Source organism: Amycolatopsis mediterranei (genome assembly GCF_026017845.1).
In the GTDB taxonomy this organism is placed as follows: Bacteria; Actinomycetota; Actinomycetes; order Mycobacteriales; family Pseudonocardiaceae; genus Amycolatopsis; species Amycolatopsis mediterranei.
In genome coordinates this window covers 10420155-10443160 of the sequence record NZ_CP100416.1, presented here as the reverse complement: position 1 = coordinate 10443160, position 23006 = coordinate 10420155, and the positions used below count along the sequence as shown (strand labels likewise).

Annotated in this window: 24 protein-coding genes; 13 read left to right on the top strand and 11 right to left on the bottom strand. The window is 67.0% G+C overall.

Annotated features, from left to right (window positions below; all coding sequences use genetic code 11):
* The first annotated feature begins 26 nt into the window (after positions 1–26).
* Positions 27–599 carry a peroxidase-related enzyme gene (locus tag ISP_RS47340; RefSeq protein WP_013230947.1) on the top strand — a complete coding sequence of 191 codons (573 nt, stop codon included), beginning with the start codon at positions 27–29 and terminating at the stop codon, positions 597–599.
* Here the strand turns inward: ISP_RS47340 and ISP_RS47335 are convergent.
* The 3 genes from ISP_RS47335 to ISP_RS47325 all read right to left on the bottom strand — a co-directional run bounded on the left by ISP_RS47335 (position 596) and on the right by ISP_RS47325 (position 3348).
* Positions 596–1525 (bottom strand): bifunctional helix-turn-helix transcriptional regulator/GNAT family N-acetyltransferase, encoded by a 930-nt coding sequence (locus ISP_RS47335; RefSeq protein ID WP_013230946.1) that lies wholly within the window; start codon positions 1523–1525, stop codon positions 596–598. The genes ISP_RS47340 and ISP_RS47335 overlap by 4 nt on opposite strands.
* Before the next feature lie 223 nt (positions 1526–1748).
* Positions 1749–1910 carry a hypothetical protein gene (locus tag ISP_RS47330; RefSeq protein WP_014467883.1) on the bottom strand — a complete coding sequence of 54 codons (162 nt, stop codon included), beginning with the start codon at positions 1908–1910 and terminating at the stop codon, positions 1749–1751.
* A gap of 247 nt (positions 1911–2157) precedes the next feature.
* Complete coding sequence (locus ISP_RS47325; protein WP_013230945.1) at positions 2158–3348, bottom strand: ATP-binding protein; 1191 nt, start codon at positions 3346–3348, stop codon at positions 2158–2160.
* Between the two features lie 109 nt (positions 3349–3457).
* On the opposite strand from ISP_RS47325, the gene ISP_RS47320 reads away from it, so the two are divergent.
* Positions 3458–3946: a hypothetical protein gene (locus tag ISP_RS47320; RefSeq protein WP_013230944.1), complete on the top strand. Its 489-nt coding sequence runs from the start codon at positions 3458–3460 to the stop codon at positions 3944–3946.
* Positions 3947–4007: 61 nt separating this feature from the next.
* On the opposite strand, the gene ISP_RS47315 is transcribed toward ISP_RS47320, so the two are convergent.
* Positions 4008–4742 carry a MerR family transcriptional regulator gene (locus ISP_RS47315; protein ID WP_013230943.1) on the bottom strand — a complete coding sequence of 245 codons (735 nt, stop codon included), beginning with the start codon at positions 4740–4742 and terminating at the stop codon, positions 4008–4010.
* Positions 4743–4913: 171 nt separating this feature from the next.
* On the opposite strand from ISP_RS47315, the gene ISP_RS47310 reads away from it, so the two are divergent.
* Positions 4914–5459: a DoxX family membrane protein gene (locus ISP_RS47310; RefSeq protein ID WP_013230942.1), complete on the top strand. Its 546-nt coding sequence runs from the start codon at positions 4914–4916 to the stop codon at positions 5457–5459.
* A 55-nt stretch (positions 5460–5514) separates the two neighbouring features.
* On the opposite strand, the gene ISP_RS47305 is transcribed toward ISP_RS47310, so the two are convergent.
* Positions 5515–6804: an acetyl-CoA C-acetyltransferase gene (locus tag ISP_RS47305; protein WP_013230941.1), complete on the bottom strand. Its 1290-nt coding sequence runs from the start codon at positions 6802–6804 to the stop codon at positions 5515–5517.
* A gap of 93 nt (positions 6805–6897) precedes the next feature.
* Between ISP_RS47305 and ISP_RS47300 the strand changes: the two genes are divergently transcribed.
* Positions 6898–8232: a 3-oxoacyl-ACP reductase gene (locus ISP_RS47300; protein ID WP_013230940.1), complete on the top strand. Its 1335-nt coding sequence runs from the start codon at positions 6898–6900 to the stop codon at positions 8230–8232.
* Position 8233: 1 nt separating this feature from the next.
* Positions 8234–9076, top strand: a complete 843-nt coding sequence (locus tag ISP_RS47295; RefSeq protein ID WP_013230939.1) for a MaoC/PaaZ C-terminal domain-containing protein — start codon at positions 8234–8236, stop codon at positions 9074–9076.
* On the opposite strand, the gene ISP_RS47290 is transcribed toward ISP_RS47295, so the two are convergent.
* Complete coding sequence (locus ISP_RS47290; protein ID WP_013230938.1) at positions 9068–9724, bottom strand: TetR/AcrR family transcriptional regulator; 657 nt, start codon at positions 9722–9724, stop codon at positions 9068–9070. The two genes, ISP_RS47295 and ISP_RS47290, sit on opposite strands and share 9 nt — an antisense overlap.
* A 126-nt stretch (positions 9725–9850) precedes the next feature.
* On the opposite strand from ISP_RS47290, the gene ISP_RS47285 reads away from it, so the two are divergent.
* Positions 9851–10507: an SCP2 sterol-binding domain-containing protein gene (locus ISP_RS47285; RefSeq protein ID WP_014467881.1), complete on the top strand. Its 657-nt coding sequence runs from the start codon at positions 9851–9853 to the stop codon at positions 10505–10507.
* A gap of 61 nt (positions 10508–10568) precedes the next feature.
* Positions 10569–11123 carry an SCP2 sterol-binding domain-containing protein gene (locus ISP_RS47280; protein WP_013230936.1) on the top strand — a complete coding sequence of 185 codons (555 nt, stop codon included), beginning with the start codon at positions 10569–10571 and terminating at the stop codon, positions 11121–11123.
* 746 nt (positions 11124–11869) lie between these two features.
* Here ISP_RS47280 and ISP_RS47275 read toward each other — a convergent pair.
* Positions 11870–12217, bottom strand: coding sequence for a hypothetical protein (locus ISP_RS47275; protein WP_141748444.1), 348 nt, complete (start codon positions 12215–12217; stop codon positions 11870–11872).
* Between the two features lie 959 nt (positions 12218–13176).
* Between ISP_RS47275 and ISP_RS47270 the strand changes: the two genes are divergently transcribed.
* The 3 genes from ISP_RS47270 (at position 13177) to ISP_RS47260 (ending at position 17120) form a co-directional block, all read left to right on the top strand.
* Positions 13177–13821, top strand: coding sequence for a hypothetical protein (locus ISP_RS47270; protein ID WP_013230935.1), 645 nt, complete (start codon positions 13177–13179; stop codon positions 13819–13821).
* 62 nt (positions 13822–13883) lie between these two features.
* A complete protein-coding gene (locus ISP_RS47265; protein WP_013230934.1) occupies positions 13884–15293 on the top strand; it encodes a hypothetical protein in 1410 nt (469 codons plus the stop codon).
* Complete coding sequence (locus ISP_RS47260; RefSeq protein WP_013230933.1) at positions 15294–17120, top strand: DEAD/DEAH box helicase; 1827 nt, start codon at positions 15294–15296, stop codon at positions 17118–17120.
* On the opposite strand, the gene ISP_RS47255 is transcribed toward ISP_RS47260, so the two are convergent.
* Positions 17113–18420 carry a DNA cytosine methyltransferase gene (locus tag ISP_RS47255; protein WP_013230932.1) on the bottom strand — a complete coding sequence of 436 codons (1308 nt, stop codon included), beginning with the start codon at positions 18418–18420 and terminating at the stop codon, positions 17113–17115. The two genes, ISP_RS47260 and ISP_RS47255, sit on opposite strands and share 8 nt — an antisense overlap.
* A gap of 53 nt (positions 18421–18473) precedes the next feature.
* Between ISP_RS47255 and ISP_RS47250 the strand changes: the two genes are divergently transcribed.
* Entirely contained in the window at positions 18474–18932 is a 459-nt protein-coding gene (locus ISP_RS47250) for a very short patch repair endonuclease (protein ID WP_071831429.1), read from the top strand.
* A 76-nt stretch (positions 18933–19008) separates the two neighbouring features.
* Here the strand turns inward: ISP_RS47250 and ISP_RS47245 are convergent, their stop codons facing one another.
* Positions 19009–19476, bottom strand: a complete 468-nt coding sequence (locus tag ISP_RS47245) for an FxsA family protein (protein ID WP_013230930.1) — start codon at positions 19474–19476, stop codon at positions 19009–19011.
* A 47-nt stretch (positions 19477–19523) separates the two neighbouring features.
* Complete coding sequence (locus ISP_RS47240) at positions 19524–20075, bottom strand: TetR/AcrR family transcriptional regulator (RefSeq protein WP_013230929.1); 552 nt, start codon at positions 20073–20075, stop codon at positions 19524–19526.
* An 80-nt stretch (positions 20076–20155) separates the two neighbouring features.
* On the opposite strand from ISP_RS47240, the gene ISP_RS47235 reads away from it, so the two are divergent.
* Both ISP_RS47235 and ISP_RS47230 read left to right on the top strand, forming a co-directional pair.
* Complete coding sequence (locus ISP_RS47235; protein WP_080582955.1) at positions 20156–20464, top strand: alcohol dehydrogenase catalytic domain-containing protein; 309 nt, start codon at positions 20156–20158, stop codon at positions 20462–20464.
* Entirely contained in the window at positions 20395–21063 is a 669-nt protein-coding gene (locus ISP_RS47230) for a quinone oxidoreductase family protein (protein ID WP_013230928.1), read from the top strand. Before ISP_RS47235 ends, ISP_RS47230 begins: the two co-directional genes overlap by 70 nt.
* Here ISP_RS47230 and ISP_RS47225 read toward each other — a convergent pair.
* On the bottom strand, positions 21060–23006 hold the full coding sequence (locus ISP_RS47225; RefSeq protein ID WP_013230927.1) for an ABC transporter ATP-binding protein: 1947 nt from the start codon (positions 23004–23006) through the stop codon (positions 21060–21062). The two genes, ISP_RS47230 and ISP_RS47225, sit on opposite strands and share 4 nt — an antisense overlap.

Below are 23006 nucleotides of genomic sequence, written 5' to 3'. Positions count from 1 at the left end.
AGCCAACCACGGCTAGCGTGAAGCCCATGAGCGACGTGAGCCGGTTTCCGGTGGTGGAACTCGAAGACCTGCCCGACGACCTGCGCGAGCGCGTCGGGGCCATCGCGGAGAAGTCGGGCTTCGTGCCGAACATCTTCCGTGCGCTCGGCCACCGCCCGGCCGAGCTGCGTGCGTTCCTCGACTACCACGACGCGCTGATGGAACGCACCGACGGCCTCACGAAGGCCGAGCGCGAGCTGGTCGTCGTCGCGACCTCCGGAGCCAACCACTGCACCTACTGCGTCGTCGCGCACGGCGCCATCCTGCGCATCCGCGCCAACGACCCGGAGCTCGCCGATCGCGTCTCGAGCAACCCGTGGCAGGTGGAGCTCGACGAGCGCGGCCGGGCGATCGTCGACCTCGCCCTGGCGCTCGCTCAGGACTCGGCCCTGTTCGGCGAAGGTGACCTCGAAGCCGCGCGCGACGCCGGCCTGACCGAAGACGAGATCTGGGACGTCGGCGCGATCACGGCGTTGTTCGCGATGTCGAACCGCCTCGCCCACTTGACCGCGCTGCGCCCGAACGCCGAGTTCTTCCTGCTCGGCCGGGTGCCCCGCTAGAACTGCAGGCGCCAGATCTCGTCGGTCAGCTTCGGGCCCCAATCGTCGAAGTCCGTCTCCTGCACCAGCTCGAACCCGGCCGCCCGGTAGAGCGAACGCGCGGCGTCGAGGACGGAGACCGTCGACAGCTCCATCGCGCGGTAGCCGTGCGTTTTGGCGAACTCGACGCACTCGGTGACCAGCCGCTTGCCCACGCCGTGCCCGCGAGCCGACGGCTCGAGCAGCAGCAACCGGAGTTTCGCGGTGTCCGCGTCCGGCCCGCGGGTGCACGCGATGCTGCCGGCCCGCTCGCCGTCCAGCTCCGCGATCCAGAAGGCCTGGCGCTGATCGTCGTGGGTTTCGGCGAAGTCCGCGACGATCCGGGCGACGAGCGCCTCGAACCGGGCGTCGAAACCGTACTCGCGGGCGTAGAGCGCGCCGTGCCGTTCCACCACCCAACCGAGGTCACCCGGTCGTGGCGGGCGGAGGACGAGGAGCGGGTCGCGGCGGTGGTCGCCGACCAGGTCGCCGATCGTGCGCATCGCGGTCAGCAGCCGCTGCTGGTCCTCGTCGGCGAAGCGGCGTAGCAGCCCGCCGATCTGGTCGGTGGAGCGGCGGTTCAGCACCGCGAAGGCGTCCCGGCCCGCCGCGGTCGGCCGCACGAGCTGGCGGCGGGCGTCCTCCTCGGACCGTTCGCGCGCGATCAGCCCGCGGGACTCGAGCCGGGCGAGCAGCCTGCTGGCGTAGCCGGCGTCGAGGTCGAGACGTTTGCGCAGGTCCGTGACCGGCAGCGGGTCCTGGTGGGCGAGCTCGAAGAGCACGCGAGCTTCCGGCAGGGAGTACTCGGCGTCCGCCGGCCCTTCGTCGAGCACGCCGATGACACCGGTGTAGAGCCGGTTGAAGGCGCGGACCGCGGCCACCCGGTCGGCCAGCTGAGCGTCGTTCATTGACCACCTCAACAAGTTCGTTGACGAAGTCAAAGATTACTGCAGAACGCTCCGCCGGCGAGGGGTTTTCGGGGAAATGGGAAACCCCGCGATGCTGCCAGGTCGGGGGTCCGCCAGCATCACGGGGTCGTACTGGGTATCGACGCCCCTTCGGGCGGCGTTACACCGTGAGCACGATGTGGCCTAGGTCACTCGAATGGGCGACCAGCCATGGGGTGAGAGATCAGCGCATGTAGCCGGAGCGAGCCTGCGCGATCGCGATGAGTTCCTGACGGACCGTCGCGGTGGCGGCGGTGTCGATCGCCCGGTTCAGCGCCCGGCGAGTGCGAACCTCAGCGCGACGGGCACGGAGCTTGGCGGCGATGTTGTTCATCGGTTTCTGCATCCCCTTCGAGGGTGTTGGTGGTTGTGCCTCTAGTATGCACCTTTTTTCGCAAGGAAGCCAACGAATATCCGGTGATGTGGCGCACTAGCCGATGAATCATCGGCAAACTTGGGCATGCGCCGGAGAGATGTGGGGTGTTGGCGGTCACGTTGAAGCAACCCGCTAGCGGTCTCTACCGCTCTATAGCGAAAATGCAATACTCTCGTAGTAAGGCTCATAGACCGCGAGACAGCGGGAAAAGCGCAGGTCAGTCGCGCCCGAGCAGGTAGTGGCCGAAGTGCGGGACGGTGAAGGCGATCTGCCCCCGCTCGGCGGAGTACACGAGGCCCTTCTTCATCAGGCTGTCGCGCGCCGGCGACAGTGACGACGGCTTCCGCCCCAGGAACACGGCGACGTCGGCGGTGCCGGCGGGCTCGTCGCGGCCCTGGGTCAGCGAGGCCATTGCCTGCAGGTACTCCCGCTCGGCCGGCGTCGCCCGCTCGTAGCGCGACCCGAAGAAGCCGACCGCCAGCTCCGACTCCGCCTCGGGCGCGGCGACCTGCACGTCCTTGACCGTGATCGGGTCGGACGGCGCCGCGTCCCAGGCCGCCTTGCCGTAGGCCTGGATGAAGTAGGGGTAGCCGCCGGACGCGTCGAAGAGCGAGTCGAGGGCTTCCGGCTCGATGCCGGCGTCCTCGCGCTCGATCGGCGCCATCACGGCGAAGTCGGCGTCCTCACGGTTGAGCCGGTCGATGCGCGCGTACCGGAAGAGCCGTTCGGAGTAGGACTTCGACGCCGAGAGCACCGCGGGCACGTGCGGCAGCCCGGCCCCGACGACGACGAGCGGCGCACCGGACTGGGAGAGCTCGTGGCAGGCGGCGCACAACGCCGAGACGTCGTCCGGCTGCAGGTCCTGGATCTCGTCGATGAGCAGCGCCACGCCGGTCCCGACGTCCGCGGCCAGTTCGGCGACGTCGGTGAACAGCTCGACGAGGTCGATCTCGATGTCCCCGGAGTCGGCCCGCCCCTGCGCGGCGGGCACGTCGATGCCCGGCTGCCACCGCTCGCGCAGCTTGGCGTCGGGCTTGTTGGCCCGCAGCGCGAACGCCTTCAGGACACCGAGCACCTCCTCGACCCGATCCGGCGCCCGGTGGCGCACGGCGAGGTCCCGGATGGCCCGGTGCAACGCGGCCGACAACGGCCGCCGCAGCTCGGCGTCCGGCCGGGCCTCGATCTTGCCCGCTCCCCACTTGTGCCGCACGGCCATCGCCCGCAGCTCCCCGAGGAGCACGGTCTTGCCCACGCCCCGCAGCCCGGTGAGCACGAGACTGCGTTCGGGTCTCCCCCGCGCCACCCGCTCCAGCACCACTTCGAAGGCTTTGAGCTCACGCTCGCGCCCGGCCAGCTCGGGCGGCCGCTGCCCGGCGCCCGGCGCGAAGGGGTTGCGGATGGGGTCCACTCTGCCAAGTTATCGGCGTTTCTAGCGTGAGCCCGATATTCCGCCATAGACAGCTAGGGCGTGTCGCCGAGGTTCGACCGGTCGGCCCAAACCGTGCCAGGGTGGCGGGGTGAGCGGGTTCGAGGTGGGTGCCGTGGTGACCGGCACGGTGTCCGCGATCCCCCGGCCCGGCGCCATCGGGCTGTTCGTGGACCTCGAAGGTGACCGGCAAGGCTTCGTCGACGTGCTGATCCTGCCGCGGCAGGTCGAGTCGTGGCCCGCGGTCGGCACGACGACGACCTTCGAGGTGCTCGCCCGCCGGCCCGAGCAGGTTCGGCTGTGGCCGCTCGATCCGGAGTTCCGGTCGGGGCCCCTCGACAACGGGGTGTCGGAAGCCGAGTGGCGAGCGCGCAAGGAGCGCTACCCGGTGGGCACGGCCCTCACGGCGGAGGTGACCCGTGCCTTCGTCTCGGACGGTTCGTACCTCGTGCGGTACGAGGGCGGCTGGTCGCTGCTCGAAGGTGACGGCGAGCCACCTGAAGTGGGCACTCGCGCCGCCTACGAGGTGGTCCGCCACCTCGACACGACCCGGCGCACCCTGCTGCGGCCGGGTACATAGAGACGAACAGGTCTGCAGCCCTGCTCGTCCCTACCCCCAGTGCGCCCTTTACGACGCGCCACTAGTCACTGAGGTTCCGTTCCGCGTAGATCTTCATCGCGTCCCGGACGAATTCCGCCGTCGCGCCCTCCAACCCGTAGCGCGAGTCGTCCACATACAGCTGCCCGAGGCCCGCGAAGTACCCCGCGGACACCGACGAGACCGCCGGCCGCAGCCACTCGTGCAGCCGTCGCGTGATCGCCTGGACCTCGTCGGAATCCGGCGTCGAACCCGAAGCTCGCGCCGCGCCGAACGCCGCCGCGATGTCGAGCTGCGCCTGCTGGTGGCCCTGCTTCTCGTCGGCGGACAGCGAGTTCCACCAGTCGTTGCCGCGCCGGTACGCCTCGGCGCCCCAGCGCTGGGTGACCTCCTTCTCGTACTTCGTGTGGTCGAAGCCGTCGAAGACTTCTTCTGCCATCAGTCGTTCACCTCCCTTCAGTTTCCGGAGGGTCGTGCGGACGGAATCGATCTGCCGTCCGATCCGCCGCTGCTCCTCTTCGAGCAGCTCCAGGTGGGTTTCGAGCGCCGCGGCGCTGTCGCGCTGCCCGTCGAGCACCTCGGCGATCGCCGGCAGCCCGAGGCCGAGCTCGCGCAGCAGCAGGATCCGCTGCAGCCGGACGAGCGCCTGCTCGTCGTAGTAGCGGTAGCCGTTGCCGCCGATCCGGCTGGGCTCGAGCAGGCCGACCGCGCCGTAGTGGCGCAGCGTCCGGCTCGTGGTCCCGGCCGAGCGGGCGATGTCCTGGATCGACCACTCCATGACTTCGACGATAGAAGTTGACGCAGCGTCAAAGTCAACCGCTAGGGCTTTATAGCGTTTTCTAGCGTTCAGGCGATATTTCCGCAGAAAGCCCGATGAGGATTCGAGCCCGGGCCGAGCGGGCATCCACGGAGTAGGTTCGACCAGGCCGCGGCCCGTACGAGGAAGGCTATGACCGTGATACTCCGTCGAGTGGCTCGTCCCCTGCTCGCCACCATCTTCGTGACGGGCGGGATCAATGCGCTGAGGCAGGCCGAGGGCCACGCCAAGGCGGCGGAACCGTTCCTCAACAGCGCGTTCGAGAAGTACGGCGACGTCGTCCCGGCGCAGGTCCCGCGCGACCCGGTGACGCTCGTCCGGATCGACGCCGCGGTGAAGATCGGCGCCGGTCTCGCGCTCGCGGCCGGCAAGGCGCCGCGGCTCGCGGCGGGGCTGCTGCTCGGCAGCCTGGTGCCGACGACGCTTTCGACGCACAGCTTCTGGGCCATCAAGGACCCGGGCGAGCGCCAGCAGCAGCAGATCCAGTTCTTCAAGAACGCGAGCCTGGCCGGCGGCCTGCTGCTCGCGGTCAGCGACACGCACGGCAAGCCGTCGGCGGCTTGGCGGGCCCGGCACGCCGCGAAGGACGTCGGCGTCGCGGCCGGGAAGCTGAGCCGCAAGGCCGAGAAGCGCGCGAACAAGCTCGCGAAGCGGGCGCAGAAGGCGCTCCCCAACTGACGGCTGACGCTTGTACGCGTAAGTGCCACCCGAGGGTGACACTTACGCGTACAAGCTACTTCTCCAGGATCGCGGTGACGCCCTGGCCGCCGGCCGCGCAGATGGAGATCAGGCCGCGGCCGGACCCCTTCTCGTGCAGCAGCTTCGCCAGCGTCGCGACGATCCGGCCGCCGGTCGCGGCGAACGGGTGGCCGGCCGCCAGCGACGAGCCGTTGACATTCAGCTTCGCCCGGTCGATCGCGCCGAGCGGCTCGTCCAGGTCCAGCTTCTCCTTGGCGAACGCCGGGTCCTCCCACGCCTTGAGCGTGGCCAGCACCTGCGACGCGAACGCCTCGTGGATCTCGTAGAAGTCGAAGTCCTGCAGCGAAAGCCCGGCGCGCGCGAGCATCCGCGGCACGGCGTAGGCGGGCGCCATGAGCAGGCCCTCGTCGCCGTGGACGTAGTCGACGGCCGCCGTCTGCGAGAACGTCAGGTACGCCAGCACCGGCAGCTTGTGCGCCTTCGCCCACTCGTCGGTGGCGAGCAGGACGGTCGACGCGCCGTCGGTCAGCGGGGTCGAGTTGCCCGCCGTCATCGTGCCGTCCGGGCCGCCGAAGGCCGGCTTGAGCTTGGCGAGCTTCTCCGCCGTCGAGTCCGGGCGCAGGTTCTGGTCGCGCGCGAGCTTGAGGAACGGCGTCACGAGGTCGTCGAAGAACCCGCGGTCGTAGGCGGCGGCGAGCTTCTGGTGGCTGCTCGCGGCCAGCTCGTCCTGCGCCTCGCGGGTGATCTCCCAGACCTTCGCGGTCAGCGCCGCGTGCTCGCCCATCGAGAGGCCGGTGCGCGGCTCCTCGTTGCGCGGGATCGCCGGGACGATGTGCCCGGGGCGGATCTTCGCGACGAGCTTGAGGCGGTCGCCGAGCGTCTTGGCCGCGTTGAGCTGGATGAGGATCTGGCGCAGGTCCTCGTTGACGGCGAGCGGGGCGTCGCTGGTGGTGTCGACGCCGCCGGCGATGGCCGAGTCGAGCTGACCGAGCGCGATCTTGTTCGCGACGTTGACGATCGCCTGCAGACCGGTGCCGCAGGCCATCTGGACGTCGGACGCGGGCGTCGCGGGCGAAAGCTTGCTGCCCAGCACGCTCTCGCGGGCCAGGTTGAAGTCCTTCGAGTGCTTGAGCACGGCGCCGGCGGCGACCTCGCCGATCACCTCACCCTGCAGCGAGAAGCGGCTCACCAGACCGTCGAGGGCGGCGGTGAACATGTCCTGGTTCGACGCCTTCGCGTACGGGCCGTTGGACCGCGCGAAGGGGATCCGGTTGCCCCCGATGATCGCGACCTTGCGAACGGCAGGCGTTTTCTTCGGCGGCATGACTTCCACCTCTCTGGTCGTGTCCCTCACACTGTAACCTACTAGCGAGTAGGTTAGACTGCGACGTGACGCAGACTGCACGGGAGGCATCCGATGGCTGACAGGTACCAGCAGTTCACGAAAACCCCGGTGGGGAAGTTCGTGGTGCCGAAGCTCGGCCTGCCCAATCCCGCGACGCTGCGCCGGTACCGGCCCGGGCAACCCGCCCTCGAGGGTCCCGCACTTCTCGGCGCCGCGCCCGGCGGACGGCTGGCGAAAACCCTTCGCGACCAGCTGGCCGACGCGGGCATCGAGGTGATCGCCACCGCCGCCGACCGGCACGCGGCGCTGGTCTTCGACGCCACCGGCATCACCGACCCCGCCCGCCTGCGCGAGGTCTACGACTTCTTCCACCCGGTGATCCGCAGCGTCGGCCCGTCCGGCCGGGTCGTCGTCCTCGGCACCCCGCCGGAGCAGGTCGAGGGCCGCGAGCGGATCGCCCAGCGCGCGCTCGAAGGCTTCATCCGTTCGGTGGGCAAGGAGCTGAAGCGCGGCGCGACCGCCCAGCTCGTGTACGTGGCCGACGGCGCCGAAGAGGCGACGGACTCGACACTGCGCTTCCTGCTTTCGGCGAAGTCGGCGTTCGTCGACGCGCAGGTGATCCGGATCGGCACCGAGGGCAAGACGGCTTCTCCGCCCGCGAACTGGGAAAAGCCCCTGGACGGCAAGGTCGCGCTGGTCACCGGCGCCTCCCGCGGAATCGGCGCGGCGATCGCCGAGGTGCTGGCCCGCGACGGCGCGCACGTCGTCGCGCTCGACATCCCCGCCCAAGGCGCCGACCTGTCGAAGGTCGCCAACAAGGTCGGCGGGTCGTCCCTGCAGCTCGACATCACTTCGCCGAGCGCGCCCGCGAAGCTCGCGGAGTACCTGAAGGAGCGTCACGACGGCGTCGACATCGTCGTGCACAACGCGGGCATCACGCGCGACAAGACGCTGGGGAACATGAGCGAGAGCGCATGGGACTCGGTGATCGCGGTGAACTTGGCGGCGCAGCTCGCGGTGAACGACAAGCTGCTCGCCGATCGCGTGTTGAACGAAAACGGCCGCATCATCGGCGTCTCGTCGATCGCGGGCATCGCCGGCAACGTCGGCCAGACGAACTACGCGACGTCGAAGGCGGGCGTGATCGGCATGGTCAACGTGGGCGCGCCGCAGCTGGCGGCGTACGGCGGCACGATCAACGCCGTCGCGCCCGGGTTCATCGAGACCAAGATGACGGCCGCGGTCCCGCTGTTCATCCGCGAAGCCGGGCGGCGGCTGTCGAGCCTCGGCCAGGGCGGCCTGCCGGTCGACGTCGCCGAGACGATCGCCTGGTACGCGAACCCGGCGTCGGCCGCGGTGAACGGCAACGTGGTCCGCGTCTGCGGCCAGGCCCTGCTGGGGGCGTGACGTGGCGATCCGCGAACTCGACAGCACGCCGAGCCTGGCCACGCTGTACCCGAAGGCGCTGCTCGGCGGCGTCCTGCGGAAGCCGTCGGGCGGTCAGCTGCCGGACACCGAACTGGTCCGCACGGGCGTCGTCGTCGATCCGGCGCACCTCGCCGCGTACAACACGGTGTGCGGGTTCCGGCTGAGCGACGAGCTGCCGGCGACGTACCCGCACATGCTGGCGTTCCCGCTGCAGATGGCGCTGATGACCGAGCCGGGCTTCCCGTTCCCGCTGCTCGGCATGGTGCACGTGGCGAACCGGATCACCCAGCACCGCGCGCTGCGGGTGAGCGAGCCGCTGACCGTGCGCGTGCGGGCCGAAAACTTGCGTCCGCACGAGAAGGGCCGTCAGTTCGACGTCGTCAGCGAAGCCTGGACCGGGGACGACCTGGTCTGGCACGACGTCAGCACGTACCTGCGGCGCGGCTCGGGTTCCGGGTCTTCTTCGCGGCGTGACCAGCTCGCACCGCCGACGCCGGACGCGATCTGGCGCGTCCCGGGCGACATCGGGCGGCGCTACGCGGAGGTCTCGGGCGACCGCAACCCGATCCACCTGCACCCGCTGACGGCTCGCCTGTTCGGCTTCCCGCGCGCGATCGCGCACGGGATGTGGACGAAGGCCCACGCGCTGGCCGCGTTCGAAGGCCGGCTGCCGGAGGCGTTCACGATCGACGTCCGCTTCAAGCAGCCGGTGCTCCTGCCGGCCAAGGCGGGCTTCACGTCGTGGGCGACTCCGGAGGGGTGGGCGTTCGAGCTGTGGAGCGGGTCGAAGCCGCACCTGGAAGGCACGATCAGCTCACTCTGACGGCTTCCAGACCGCGCCCTCGATGAGGTCGTTGAAGCCGAGCCAGACGAGGTTCATCAGCCAGGAGGCCAGCACGCCGTCGGAGATGTCGGGGTGGTCGAGGGCCCAGTCGGCCAGCGACTCGGCCGCACCGACCAGCGCCGCGGACAGGCCTTCGCCGGAGAACTCGGCCTGCTCGCCGACGCCCTTGCGGGTGCCGGCGGACACCACGAGGGCGGCCACGAGCTGGATCGCGCGCGCCCGCATGTCGGTGATCTCCGCGGCGAAGGCCCCGCCGACGGTGAGGGCCTGGCGGTGCAGAACCGTCCACGACTCGCGGTACTCGGCGACGAAGCGGTAGAAGGACCGCAGGCCGTGCCAGAGCTGCATGTCCGGCGGCAGGTCGGGCTGCACGCCGGCCTGGATGGCCTCGAGCAGGCGCGTCGCCTCGCGGCGGATGCACGCGCCGAAGAGGTCCTCCTTCGAGCCGAGGTAGGTGTAGATCATCGGCTTCGAGACGCCGGCGACGTCGGAGATCTCGTCCATCGACGCGGCGTGGTAGCCGTGGCGCGAGAAGACCTGGACGGCCGCGTCCAGGATCTGCCGTTCGCGCACCGCACGCGGCAGCCGCCTGGCCCGTTCGGGCGGACGCTGGTCTTCCTCTGACACGCTGGACCTCCTCGTTGCTGCCCGGAGACGGTACCGGCAGTAGACCCGGGAGGGTGATTTCGGCACGCTTGCCCGCCTACCTACTGGTGGGTAGTATTACTCTTGGGTAACTGGAGAGGGGTGACCATGGCCGAAAACGCCGGGATGACCAGCGCCGATCGGCTCGCGGACCTCCGCGGGCCGGCGCTGCTCGACGCACTCGAGCGGCTGGACCCGCTGGGCCCGGAGGCCCACGCCCTCGACGTCAACGAGCTCGCCCTCGACCCCGGCGACCTCCGCAAGGACGACTTCCGTCGCCTCCTGAACGCCCTGCTGAGGCTGGCTGAGCGCGCCCCGGCGTTCGACCTGAGCAAGGTCGAGCCGGCCCGCTTCGCATCGCTGGTGGCATCGGCGTCGCGCGCGCAGCTGGAGAGTGTCGTCGCCGACCGGCCGCTGCGAGAGCGCGTGCTGGACGAGATCTTCGCCCGCATGGGCGCGCATATTCGCACGGATCGAGCCCGCGACCTGCAGGCGGTGGTCCACTGGCGCCTGTCGGGCGGAACCGGCGAAGGCGGCTACGACCGCTACGAGACGGCGATCTCCCACGGTGCCTGCACGGTGAGCCGCGAGATGAAAGGCCGCCCCCGGGTCACGATCACCATCGCGCCGGCGGACTTCTTCCGGCTCATCACCCACCAGGCGACACCGGCGGTGTTGTTCGTCACGGGGAGAATAAAGGTCAAGGGTGACTTGGCCTTCGCGGCCGGGTTGATCGGTTTCTTCGACTTACCGCACCCCGTATAGTCCGCCCGTGCCCCGAAACGCGAAATGGCGCCGCCCCCGCACCCTTCGTGGTGGCCACGCGGTGAACGCGTTCGCGGAGAAGCTGGTTCTCGGCCGCTTGACGCCCGAGCAGTTCACCCAGGTCCTGGAAACCCTGCACATGCTGGGCGAAGCGGGCGCGGGCATCGAGCTGAGCTCGTTGTCGACGGACGTCCTGGTGGACGTCGTCCGCCGAGCGTCTCGTGACCAGCTGAAGGCGATCGCGGACCACCCGGAGCTGCGTTCGGTGTTTCTGGACGAGATATTCCGCCGGATGTCGGAGCATTTCTCGCCGACCCGAGCACGTCACGTGGATTTCGTGGTTTCCTGGCGCTTTTCCGAAGGTTCAGGCGACGACGGCTACGACCGTTTCCAGACGGTGATCGAGGACGGGGTGTGCGTTTCCTCGACGGACTTGTCGCGAACACCGGACACCACGATCACGCTGTCGGTCGACGACTTCATCAGGATGGCCACGGGCAACGCGGCGGTGGCGGCGATGTTCGTGACGGGCCGGGTCAAAGTGAAGGGCGAGTACGCGCCGGCGGTCCGCTTCTCCAGCTACTTCGACATCCCCAAGCCATCTGGGGACAGGTAGGGTTTGCAAGCCGCGGCAAACCCTACCTGTCCTGGTCAGCTCCAGAGGGACGGCAGTACGTCAATCAGCCGTTCGACCGCGGCCTTCCCCAGCCCGAAGAGCGCACCGCGTAGGAGCGTCCCTGGCCAGCTTGGCTCCTGAGGCACTGTTCCAGTGAAGTGTGTCCGCTTACCGGAACGCGTGATGCTCGCCGTACGGAGACGCAGGCTCCGCTCCCGGGCCGTAGACTTACGCAACGGGGCTCCTTACTTGTTTGCGCAGGTGGAGGGGTTCTGGAAGGGGAAGGCCCGCCGGTGACTGCTTGCCGGCATGCCGGCTGGCTTTCCCTGAATGTGCCCCAGGCAGGACGGCTTCTGCGAACTAGCCCGATGAGGACCGGCTTGCATGGCTTGCCGTGGCTTGCATGGCGGCTTGTGCTCGGTGCTCGCATGGCTGCGGGCCGGGACGCGAGCCTTGACGGCACCTGCACGACCAGGCATCTTCTGATGGTCACCTCGTTACTGTGAGTGACAACCTGAGATGACTGCCGAGGCCTCGCAGTGTCAAGTGCAACGGTGGATGTGGATTGCCCGCACCTGCACCTCTGCGAATGGATGAATATTGTTGGGCTGGTCCTTACGGGGCACTCCTTGGTGTTATGGATAGTTGTGAAAGGTCAATCCTGAGTGCGCTAGCCACGATCGCCTTGCTTGTGGCCTTGCTTGCGACTGTGCCGCCTGCCGCGATCGATCGGCACCGCTTCCTCGTCAGTTCGAGTCGGCGGAGACGGCAAGGTGCTCTTTACGTTGCGCCGGTCCGACCCCAGTGGCGACATCGCGTTGCGCCGGTCCACCCCATGCATGGCGAAGTGGCATAGAAGAAGCGGTGGAGGGAACCTGGCTAGTGCTGTCTTCTGAGCAGTCCTCTTCTGATGCAGCCTGTTCTGATGCAGCGTGGATCACAGAGGTCATGAGCTGGCGTTCTCCCGGCGCATGCTGGCGTTCCTGCCTCTCGACGGCGTGGCTCTGGTTGACGCGAATCTGCTTCCCGCGAATCGGCTGCTCGCCCTGCTTGCCTGCGTTTCGCGAACTTGACTTGGCGAGCGCGCGCAGCACGATGAGCTCCTCCAGTGTGCAAGGGAGCTGCCCCCGGCCGCCTTCCTTTGCCCGCGTGTACATCGACTGCAAGATTGAAATGGATGGGATCCGGTGTGCGTTGACGTAAAGCGAGAGCGCTGGCTTGGAAACCCAGATCCTCGCTGCTCTCTCAGCCTGTGTCCGGGCCGCCATGCACCGGCACAGAGACAGAAGAACGTTTGCGAGCTGGCGCTGCGCGGCCGTTGCGTCCGGGGGGAATCGCCCGCCAGCGTGGCCCAGTCTCATCGTGTGTCGCCTGCTTCCCCTTGTTTGATCGAGCGTGGTTTGATCGAGCGTAGTTCGGGTTGCCGGATTTGTTTTGGGGTGCCTTTAACAGCGGCGAGGAGTACGTCCTGCTCGCCTGGATGTTCGCCCAGGTACGGGGAAGGCGCGTGTCCTTGCGAATGATCCTTTCGTGTCAGCACGGCACTTCGTGGACAGTTGAGCCTCGGGATCGTACCGCAGGGAGCCATCGCTTCGCGTCTTCGTGTCCTTCGCGGCGCGTCGCGTCTTCAGCTGCGGAGGCGTGTTCTTGTGGCGCAGCTAGCCCGATTGCAGATCGTCGACAATCTACAATTGTCGGGCCGGAATCTCAGTTCGACTCAGAAGCCGAATATGCGCAGATGGCGACGTATGCCGACCGAAGGCTCGCATAATTGATTGATGGTTCAATTAGTTCCGAGAGGGGCGATGCTCGTACCGAGAATAGTTGCATGTGCAAATAAGTTGCGTACGCAACCTACTGTCAGGCGGCTCCGGGTGCTGGTTCTGTAAACACCGACGGCGTGGCGCGAGCCCGCTTTCGTGCTACAAAGGATTAACAGTGTCCCGCAGCGTGTACACCGTCGGAGGAGAAGCGTGCTCTCGGCGATCGTGCGCGCACTGAAAGTGAGGTCAAGTAATTGTTGCCGTCGTGGGAAGACCCGAACCTTGGAACCATGAAGCGTGTTGCCTTGTGGCTGCTCGCTGAGGTCGGTGAAGGGAACGAGTTCACCAAGGAGCAGATGCGCGCCGCCTTCCCGGGGGTCTCGCAGATCGATCGCCGGATGCGCGATCTCCGGAGTTTTGATTGGCGCATTGACACCAACCGGGAGGATCCGCTTCTGACCTCGGCTCAGCAGCGGTTCGTGACGCGCGGGCAGCCCGTCTGGGAGAAGGGAATGCCTTCGAGGTCGAAGTCAGCGCCAGCTATTGGCGCGGTGCGTCGGCGTGAAGTGATTTCCGGTGACAGCAATATGTGCCGGTCGTGTGGAATTACGCCCGGTCAGTTCTACGTCGGCACCTTTGAGGGCGCGCAGCTTGATATTGCCCGCCGTGAAGTCGTGCTTCCGGGGGGCGTCAGCGAGGTGCAGCTGGTTACCGAATGTAACCGCTGCCGGGTGGGTGCGAAGGAACTCGCCGCGGACCTGTCTGCCGTCATCGAGCGAGCCGGCGCGCTGAGCCCGGACGAGCGCGAGCTCCTTGCCGGCTGGGTCGATGCGGACGAGCGGACGTTCAGCACGGCCGAGCGGGTGTGGGCTGAATACCGGGCTCTGCCTGCGGACGCCCGTGCCACCCTGCGCGAGTTTCTGGGCTTGGCCTGAGTGGTGTGCCGGCTCCGGCTATCGTTCTTGGTCGGTGGCGCGTTGGTGGTACAGGAGAGTAGATGATCAAGGACTACGGTCGACCGCCTCGGGCCGATGAGAACCGTGCTGTTGTCGAGCGCCGCCTCGAGGAGATTAGCGCTCGGGGCGGCGCTCGCGAAACACAGAGCATCGAATGGCGTGGGAACCAGGTGTACCTGGATGTAATCCAGATGCCCGTCGGTGACCTCTACTACAACCCAGCCACTCATCGGGTTCGTGCTCAGCGCAGTCATGACCCGCAACGTGACGTGCTCGTCGACGATGATCCCTGGAGCACGGACAGCCAGGAGTACCTCGGCTACCTGCTGCAGGCGCTGCCGTCGGACCCCAGCAGGATCGACCCGGCGTTTACGGAGCTCCTCGATAGCCTCCGCGACTATGAGCAGACCGAACCAGGCCTGATTACCCGCGAAGGCATCCTGGTGAACGGCAACACGCGCCGGGCTGCCCTGCTGAAGCTGGGAGGGCCGCGGCAGCCGATCCGTGTCGCGGTGCTGCCCGACTCGTGCGACTGGTCCGATATCCGGGATGTCGAGTTGTCCCTGCAGCTCAGAAAGGAACATCGCCGCGACTACTCGTACATCAACCGCCTGCTAGCGATTGACGAACTAGTGAGCCAGGGACTGCCGTTGGCGAAGATTGCTGCGATCTTCCGGACCAACGTCGCGGCGTGCAAGCAGGACCAGTGGGTTTTCTCGTGCATCAAGTCGATGATCGACCGCAGCGAGGTGGAGGGCCGCCGCATCCCGCTGATCGCATTCGAGGATCATCAGGAGAAGCTCAAGGAGCTGCATCGCCGTTATCAAAAGGATCGAGCGACGAGCGGTGATCGTGCCGAGCTGACTAAGGAGTCGCGCCTGGCTGCGATCATGCTTGGCTTCTCCAAAACTGATGTCAGGTTCATCGAGGCAGACTTCCAGTCTCGCTACTTGAATGACATGCTGCCTGACAAGCTCAAGCCGGAGCTACCGTCGTCGCAGAAGGTCGCGATTCCGGGACTTGGTGTTTCTGTAAAAGGCTCATCGAACGCTGTTGCGAAGGCCAAGGAACTGACGAACACGGTGCTCAAAGCGCGCGCCGTGGAGATCAACTCGGTCGGAGTGGAGGTAAGTGGGCCGACTGAGCCGATCAACGAGCTGAAGGATGCAGTGAGCGACGCGATCCGGCTGGCCGGTCGCCAGGCGCAGCTACAGAAGCGGAAGCAAGCGGCACCGGATCGGCTGAACACCGCAAAGGCCGAGATAGATCAGTGTGTCACCGAGCTGGTCATGTCACGGGCGTCTCGCGCACTGGACGAAGAGGCTTTCAACGACGCAGTACTGAGCTTCCGCCGTAGCTTGCGTAGCTTGGCTGTTGAAGCGGCCCGTACTGTTGAAGAGCAGAGCGAAGGTGTCGACTGGCTGCGACGAGTTCTCGGACTGGAGACGTGAGTGGATCGAAGTGGGCCGAGCCTGGTTATCGGCTTTGACCTGACGAGGACTCAGGCGCGGCTGCAGACGGTAAGCCGGCACCGGGAAAACCTTGCCAGTCTTCTGGCGGGTTTTCCCGGTGGTCAGATGACGGAGCGGCTGGCGGCCGCCGTTCCCATTGACGAGTTCATCGGGAATATTGAGGCACTGACCGCGTGGCCTGAGCCGGATTCGGTTGCCTGGGAAGAGTCTTTCCAGACGCTTGCCATGGAGATGATCAGAGACGCCGAACGTTCCGAGCGTCTCCTCTCCGGTGAGGACGATGAGCTGGTCGTACGCGACAGCGAGCTCATGGACGTTCTTGAGCCAGCGTGGTCCGGAGATCTCACGGCGTTCCAGTGTCGAGACGTGGCTAAGCTCGTCTCGCTGGGTCACGGCGCGAACTTCTCGGTTCCTGGCGCCGGCAAGACCCGGGTCGCCCTTGCGGGATTTTCGGTCCTGCGCGGACGTGGCCGTGTGACGCGCATGCTGGTCGTCTGCCCTAAGTCGGCCTATGAAGCGTGGCAAGAAGAGAGTCAAAAGTGTTTTACCGGCGGCTTGGATGTCCAGGTCTTCGACGGCCGGAGCACGCTCGCAGCGGACGTGCTGCTAGTGAACTACGAACGGCTTGATCGATCGCTCGGCGTGATAACCGAATGGATCGAGTCCGCGCCGACGATGATGATCCTCGATGAAGCGCATCGTATGAAGCTCGGGACCGCAGGAGTTTACGGAGCTGCCTGCATGGCTCTCGGGCCGCTGAGCACCATCCGGATGATCCTGACCGGGACTCCTGCTCCGAACGGTCCTAAAGACCTGGAGAGCCTATTCGCGTTCGTCTGGCCGGGACGCGGGAAGCGTGTGGTCAACGAGGCGATCGACGGTGGCAACCTGGTTCATGCCAGCCGGGTTCTCAAGCCCCTTTACACGAGGACTACCAAGCAGGAGCTCGGCCTGCCGCCAGTCTCGCTGAAGATGCGCATGGTTGATCTTCCGCCTCTGCATCGGGAAATCTATGACGCCATCGTCGGACGGTACACACAGCGTGCCGAGCGAAGCAGGTCAGACTTCGACTCGCTCGGCAAGACCGTTCTCCGGTTGATCATGGCGGCGACCAGCCCCGCACTTCTCGCTCAAGGTGCCACGAAGTACGAACCCTTGTCTCTTCAGGTACCACCACTCGAGATTCCGCCCAGCGATCCGCTCTACAGCCTGCTCGGCTCACTTGCAGAATACGAGATGCCGCCGAAGTACCAAGAGGTGCTCGCGATCGTGAAGGAAAACTCCGCGCAGGGGCGGAAAACTTTGGTTTGGGCGAGCTTCGTCCGCAGTATCAGCACTCTGGAAACGCTACTGGGTGACTTTCGCCCCGCTGTTGTGCACGGAGGAACAGCCGATCGCGAAGAGCAGATCGATTTCTTCCGCAGCGATCCGGACTGTCTGGTGCTCATCTCCAACCCGGCCACCTTGGGCGAGGGAATCAGCTTGCATCAAGTCTGTCATGACGCGGTATATGTCGATCGTGACTTCCAGGCTGGCCGGTTCCTGCAGAGCCTCGACCGGATCCATCGGCTTGGCCTCGCGCCTGATACGGAGACCCGCGTGACTGTCCTGGCGACTCGCCATACAGTCGATGAGGTCGTGGCAATGCGGCTCAACGAGAAGCTCGAGTTCATGGGCAAGCTCCTTGACGACGCGTCGGTTCAGCAGCTAGGCGACCCGTTCGAAGAACCATCCGTCATCGCCGGCATGGACGCTGCGGACGTGAAGGCTTTGCTACGCCACGTCCAGAAGCCGGAGCTCAGCTGATCTTGGCCCGGTTCTGGACGAACTTCTCATGGCGCTCGTGGTTTGCCTGACCGATGAATGCTTTGAACTCGCCAAGCTTGTAGGCGAGACTTCCATCAGACATGGGTTGGGGATCGATGTCGAAGTCGCGCCGGAGCTGGGTGATGCGCTCTTCGAGCTCCGCGATCCCGTTGCCAAGCGTGGCACGGTTCAAGATCACACTGGTAGGTACGTATCCGCCGAGTTCTCGAAGCACCTTGTACACGGGATCGTGGCTCGACGTCTCACGCGAGACGGTCTCGCCTTCGTGCTTGAGTGCCTTCAAGATCGCCGACCCCACTGCTTCAGCGACCGGCGGCGGAAATGCGTTGCCGATCTGCCGGTAGCGGGTTGTCTTCCGGCCGGTGAACGTCCATTCGTAGCCCGGAAGCCAGCCTTGGATGCGGGCGACCATTTCGGTGGTCAGCTTCGGGCCGGGAGCTGGATTGGCCATGGTGCGGAACTGGGCGTCCCGTGCTGGCGGGGCATCCGCCACCCCCATGGCATCGACGCTCAGTTCGGCCCATGCGCGTTTGGCCCTGGTCGGTCCCAGATCCGCACCTCCGTGCTTCTTGGAACCGCCGACGATCGTGGGCCCGATCTTGTCAGCGTCCTTCATCCATTGCTCGAGCCCTTCCCAGCCGTTGGCGCCCATGAGGTCGTGAATGGCGGCACTGACGGTGAGCTGTTTCGCGACAGGCTCGGGCCACTTGAAGTACTTGGCGTCATCCTCCTGCATGGCGACCAGGACGAACCGAGGCCGGAGCTGCGGCACTCCGAAGTCGCATGCGTTGAGCAACCGCCATTCGGCTACGTACTTGAACTCGGCGAGCCGGTCCAGGACGTACTGCCGGTAACCCGAGAACCGGGGCAAGCTGAGCCCGCGGACGTTCTCCAGCATCAGGGCGCGCGGCCGGACCTTGTCCACCTGCTCCACAGCCCAGGCGAAGAGGTCACGTTCATCGTTTGCGCCAAGCTGCTTCCCCGCGATCGTGAAGGGAGGACAAGGGACCCCGCCGGCGAGCAACGCGACCTCGCGGTGATCTTCGGGATTGAAGACGGCCGGGTCGGCGACATCGCCTTGCTGGACGATCTCGCGTTCTTCTTCGTTGATCTCGATCTTGCCTGGAATGTTGGTCTGCAGGGTCGTGAAGGCATTGGAGTCCAGCTCGACCGCAAGGCGGTGCTTGAACCCGGCTCGCTCGAGGCCGAGGGCCTGGCCACCCGCGCCAGCGCAGAGTTCAACGACCTCGTAGGAGCTGTCGTCGGAGGCGCCGGTCATTGAAGTCCTTCCCAGGGTGGCGTGGCGAGGTAGCGCCTGAGACTATCTGGCGCATGGCGCGCCGCGTGACACCCCCGCCAACTGATGGACAAGCGAAGCCGAGGCCCTATCCTGCCGCTGCCAGCGAGGGCCGCTCTCGCAACATGCGGGCCAACAGGCGTACGGACACCAAGCCCGAGGTGACTCTTCGTAAGGAGTTGCATCGACTTGGTTATCGGTACCGCAAGGACCTGCCGATAGTGCTCGAAGGTGTGCGTGTCCGTCCCGACATCGTCTTCACCAAGCGAAAGGTCGCGATCTTCGTCGACGGCTGTTTCTGGCACGTCTGCCCGCACCACGGACGCCAGCCGACCAGCAACGAGTGGTACTGGGCGCCGAAGCTGCGGCGCAACATGAGCCGCGATCAGCTGGTGACCGAAGCGCTCGAAGATGCGGGCTGGCGAGTGGTCCGCATCTGGGAACACGTGCCGCTGCGCGATGCCGTCTCGGTTGTCGAGGCCGCGATCTCGTAGCACGAACACGCGTTCGATCTTAAAGACTGCACGCGCAAACGCCTAGCAGCGTCAGCTTGCGTGTCGTTGCAGCTGATCAGCCCTCGATGACCCGGCCCTCGATCACCGTGGGCTGCTCCCGCCTCGGCTCCTCGGAAGACACGACATCGCTGTCCACCACCATCACCGGCCCCCGTCGGCGGTTGGCGAACCGCACCGCCCTCTTCTCCATCCGCTTCAACCACAGCCGACGCGCCACCGCGCGCGATGGCGGCAGGATCAGCAGCAGTCCGAGAACGTCGCTCACGAAGCCGGGCACCAGGATCAGCACTCCGCCTAGCCCGACCAGCATCCCGTCGGTGAGTTCCTTCTCCGCCGGTCGCCCTGAGCGGGCCGCCGAGGTGAAGGCCCTCATCGCCTTGCCGCCCTCGCGGCGGGCCAGCCAAGACCCCATGAACGCGCCGGCCAGCAGGAGGCCCAGCGTGCCCAGCACGCCGACGGCCGAACCCACCGCCCAGATCGCGGCGATCTCGGCGAAGACGTAAAGCAGGAACGCGACAGCCATACCTGCTCAACGCACAACCTGTCCGATTTGCTCCCGGCACCGCCTGATTAGCGCAGCAACGTCGCCACCATCGACCGCAGGCCCTCCCGCAAGCGGACCGTTTCGCCCGTCCTCAAAAACCGCAGCATCAGATCGCTGTGCAGCGACCCCAGCAGCAGGTGGGCCACCAGGTCGGCGTCGAGCGAAGGTGCCGCCGAAGCGATCAGCCCCGATACGTGCGCGTGCCACGACACGTAGATCGGGCTGCTCAAGCGGTCCGGCGAGGCCTGCTCGAACGCCGCCATCACCTTGACGTTGCGGGTGGCCAGCTCGACCAGCGCGTCGAAGAACGCTGCCAGCCGCTCGGACGGGGGTGCGCCCGGGCCGAGTGGGGGTGGGCCCGCCGCCACCGCTTCCGACAACTCCTCGACCCGGGACTCCACCAGCGCGCGCATCAGGCCTTCGCGGTTGCCGAAGCGGTGGAACACCGTGCCTTTGCCGACGCCGGCCGCCGCGGCGACGCGGTCCATCGAAACCTCGGCCAGGTCGTGGGACGCCAGCAACTCCTCCGCCGCGCGCAGGATCGCGCGGCGGTTGCGGGCCGCGTCGGCGCGCTCCATGACCCCTCCTCGACAAGTTGACCGTCGGTCCATATAGTAGGCGACCGTAAGTTGACCGACGGTCCAGTTAGGGGTGAGGGATGCGCGCAGTAGTGCAGCACGGCACGGGTGGTCCGGAGGTGCTCAACCTCGAGGACCGGCCCGAACCGACGCGGAAAGCCGGCGAAGTGCTGATCCGCGTCGAAGCGATCGCGGTGCCGTTCTACGAGACTCAGCTGCGAGCGGGGCTGATCCCGACCGGCAGCGAGCCGGCGATCTTCGGGCACGAAGCCGCCGGGACCGTCGTCGAGGCCGACGATCCGGCCGCAAGGCGGTCGTCATGTCCTTCACCGGTGGCGCCTATGCCGAACTCGTCGCCGCGAGCCGGTACACGCTCGTGCCGGAGGTGATCTCCGCCGAGCACGCCGTCGCCGCCGCGGTGCCCGCCTCGATGGCTGTCGTGCTGGTTCGCACGGCGAACGTCGTCGAGGGTGAATCCGTGCTGGTCGAGGCGGCGTCCGGGGCTATCGGTGGTTACCTGGCCCGGCTGGCCAAGGAGCGCGGCGCCCGGGTGGTCGCCACCGCCGGCGCGGGGAAACCCGTGCCCGACGCCGATGAAGTGCTCGACCACAACGACCCGGACTGGCGGCAGGAAGTGCCCGAAGGCATCGATGTCCTGTTCGAGTCGGTCGGCGGGCCCCGCGCCGCCGAACTGACGACGAAGCTGGTCCCGCGCGGCCGGATTCTCGCCTACGGCCTGCTCAGCGGCGAGTTCCCCACCTACTCCGTCGCCGCCCTCGCGGGGCGCGGGCTCACCCTCATCGGCTTCGGCGGCCTGGACGCCTACGCCGAGGACGTCGCGGCCGCCCGCGCCGAGGCACTCGGCCTCGTCGCGGGCGGCACGCTGACCCCCGTGCTCGACCGGACCTACCCCCTCGCCGACGTCGCCGCCGCGCACGCGCGCGTCGAGAGCCGTGAAGGCGTCGGCAAGGTCGTGCTCATTCCTTAGCTCGGCACCTCGTCCAGGTACGCCTGGGCCTGCAGGGTGAACAAGTCCGCGTACCCCGCCTTCGCCGCCATCAGCTCCTCGTGCGTGCCGTACTCCGCGACCTTTCCGTGGTCCAGCAACAGAATCCGCTCGGCCTGGCGCACCGTCGAGAACCGGTGCGAGATGTACAGCGTCGTCCGGCCCTCGGACAGCGAACGCAGGCGCGCGAACAGGTCGTGCTCGGCCTGGGCGTCCAGCGCCGACGTCGGCTCGTCCAGGATCAGCAGCGGCGCCTCCCGCTGGAACGCCCTGGCCAGCGCGATCTTCTGCCACTCGCCACCGGAAAGCGAGACGCCCTGGTCGAACCACCGCCCCAACGGGCTGTCGTAGCCGGAAGGCAGCCGCTCGATGCGCTCGTCCGCGCCCGCGCGGCGGGCCGAGTCCTCGATGTGTGGCCGGTCCTCGAGCCGGGTCAGGTCGCCGAGGCCGATGTTCTCCGCGGCCGTTCCTTGGTACGTCACGTAGTCCTGGAACATCGCGCTGATCCTCTTGCGCAGCTCGTCGGGGTCGTACTCGCGGATGTCGACGCCGTCGAGCAGGATGCGGCCTTCCGTCGGGTCGTACAGCCGGCAGAGGAGCTTGAACAGCGTCGACTTGCCCGCGCCGTTGCGGCCCACCACCGCCACCGTCTCGCCCGGGCGGATCTCGAAGCTCACGTCCTCCAGCGCCGTCTCATCCGCACCGGGGTAGGCGAAGGTGACCGAATCGAACTCGATGTGCCCGTCCACTTTGGACGGGAAGGCGCGTGGCGAAACAGGTGCCGTGATCTCCGGCTTCGTGTCCAGGAACCGGTACAGCGTGTCCAGGTACAGGTTGTTCTCGTACATCCCCGAGAACGCCGTGAACAGCCCCGACACCGACGTCTGCACGGACGTCGCCGCGGCCGTGTACAACGCCAGGTCGCCCAGCGTGAGCCGGCCGCCGACCGCCTCCAAGGCGATGTACAGCGCGATCGCCGACCCCGCGAACGTGCTCAGCAGTCCCCAGGACGTCGAACTGATGTTGCGGTTGATCGTCAGCTTCCGCTGCCGCTCGTAGGAAACCACCCCCAGCCGGCGGAACCGGTCGACGAAGTACGGGCCCAGCCCGAACAGCTTCGTCTCCTTGGCGTAGGTGTCCGTGGTGACCAGCGACGACAGGTAGTCCATCCGCCGCTTGATCGGTGACATCAGGAACGTCAGCCAGAACGCGCGCGAGCCGTACTTGGACTGCGAGATGAACGCCGGGATCGGCGCCACCAGTGCGACCAGGGCCAGCAGCGGGCTGATCGAAACGAGCAGCGCGATCATGCTGCCGAACGTGATCAGCGTCCGCACGAGCCCCAGCGCGGAGTTCATCATCGACAGCGGCCGCGTCGGGGCCTCCTGCGCGGCCTGGCGCAGCATGTCGTAGGACGTGGACCCCTCGAAGTACGCGAGGTGCAGTTCGCTCGCGTGCGCCATCACCTGGTGGCGGATGGTCAGCGTCATGCGTTCCTGCAGCAGCGACTGCGCGATCGACGTCAGCGCGCTGCTGATCGCGGTCGCGGCGAGCACGCCGAACTGGAACAGCGCGACGTTCACGATGTCGGCCGTGGTGCCGCGGTGCTGGATCGCCGCGACGACGGAGTCGAGCAGCAGCTTCGCGATGTACGCGGTCACCGTCGGCAGCAGCCCGGACAGCAACGTGATCAGCGCCAGGAGGATCGTCAGGACGGGACTCGCCTGCCACGTCAGCTTCACGACCTTCGGCAGGCCGCGGACCGTGCCCGCGATGGAGGTCTTCGCGCGCGACAGCCGGGAGCGCAGGTCCTTCGGCTGGTCGTCCTGCTTCGGTTCGGGAATGTCGACGGGCCCGGTGAGCCCGCTCTCCGGCACCGTCACGGCGTGCCGCCGTCGACCGCGCCGGGCCAGCATGAATTCCAT

Bases quoted from the DNA above. Each gene is read 5' to 3' on its own strand.
- ISP_RS47315 (WP_013230943.1), bottom strand. From the start codon at position 4,742: ATGGAGTGGTCGATCCAGGACATCGCCCGCTCGGCCGGGACCACGAGC.
- ISP_RS47250 (WP_071831429.1), top strand. From the start codon at position 18,474: ATGGCGCGCCGCGTGACACCCCCGCCAACTGATGGACAAGCGAAGCCG.
- ISP_RS47225 (WP_013230927.1), bottom strand. From the start codon at position 23,006: ATGGAATTCATGCTGGCCCGGCGCGGTCGACGGCGGCACGCCGTGACG.
- ISP_RS47305 (WP_013230941.1), bottom strand. From the start codon at position 6,804: ATGCCGCCGAAGAAAACGCCTGCCGTTCGCAAGGTCGCGATCATCGGG.
- ISP_RS47240 (WP_013230929.1), bottom strand. From the start codon at position 20,075: ATGGAGCGCGCCGACGCGGCCCGCAACCGCCGCGCGATCCTGCGCGCG.
- ISP_RS47340 (WP_013230947.1), top strand. From the start codon at position 27: ATGAGCGACGTGAGCCGGTTTCCGGTGGTGGAACTCGAAGACCTGCCC.
- ISP_RS47330 (WP_014467883.1), bottom strand. From the start codon at position 1,910: ATGCAGAAACCGATGAACAACATCGCCGCCAAGCTCCGTGCCCGTCGC.
- ISP_RS47265 (WP_013230934.1), top strand. From the start codon at position 13,884: ATGATCAAGGACTACGGTCGACCGCCTCGGGCCGATGAGAACCGTGCT.
- ISP_RS47310 (WP_013230942.1), top strand. From the start codon at position 4,914: ATGACCGTGATACTCCGTCGAGTGGCTCGTCCCCTGCTCGCCACCATC.
- ISP_RS47245 (WP_013230930.1), bottom strand. From the start codon at position 19,476: ATGGCTGTCGCGTTCCTGCTTTACGTCTTCGCCGAGATCGCCGCGATC.
- ISP_RS47270 (WP_013230935.1), top strand. From the start codon at position 13,177: ATGAAGCGTGTTGCCTTGTGGCTGCTCGCTGAGGTCGGTGAAGGGAAC.
- ISP_RS47285 (WP_014467881.1), top strand. From the start codon at position 9,851: ATGGCCGAAAACGCCGGGATGACCAGCGCCGATCGGCTCGCGGACCTC.
- ISP_RS47300 (WP_013230940.1), top strand. From the start codon at position 6,898: ATGGCTGACAGGTACCAGCAGTTCACGAAAACCCCGGTGGGGAAGTTC.
- ISP_RS47230 (WP_013230928.1), top strand. From the start codon at position 20,395: ATGTCCTTCACCGGTGGCGCCTATGCCGAACTCGTCGCCGCGAGCCGG.
- ISP_RS47255 (WP_013230932.1), bottom strand. From the start codon at position 18,420: ATGACCGGCGCCTCCGACGACAGCTCCTACGAGGTCGTTGAACTCTGC.
- ISP_RS47235 (WP_080582955.1), top strand. From the start codon at position 20,156: ATGCGCGCAGTAGTGCAGCACGGCACGGGTGGTCCGGAGGTGCTCAAC.
- ISP_RS47335 (WP_013230946.1), bottom strand. From the start codon at position 1,525: ATGAACGACGCTCAGCTGGCCGACCGGGTGGCCGCGGTCCGCGCCTTC.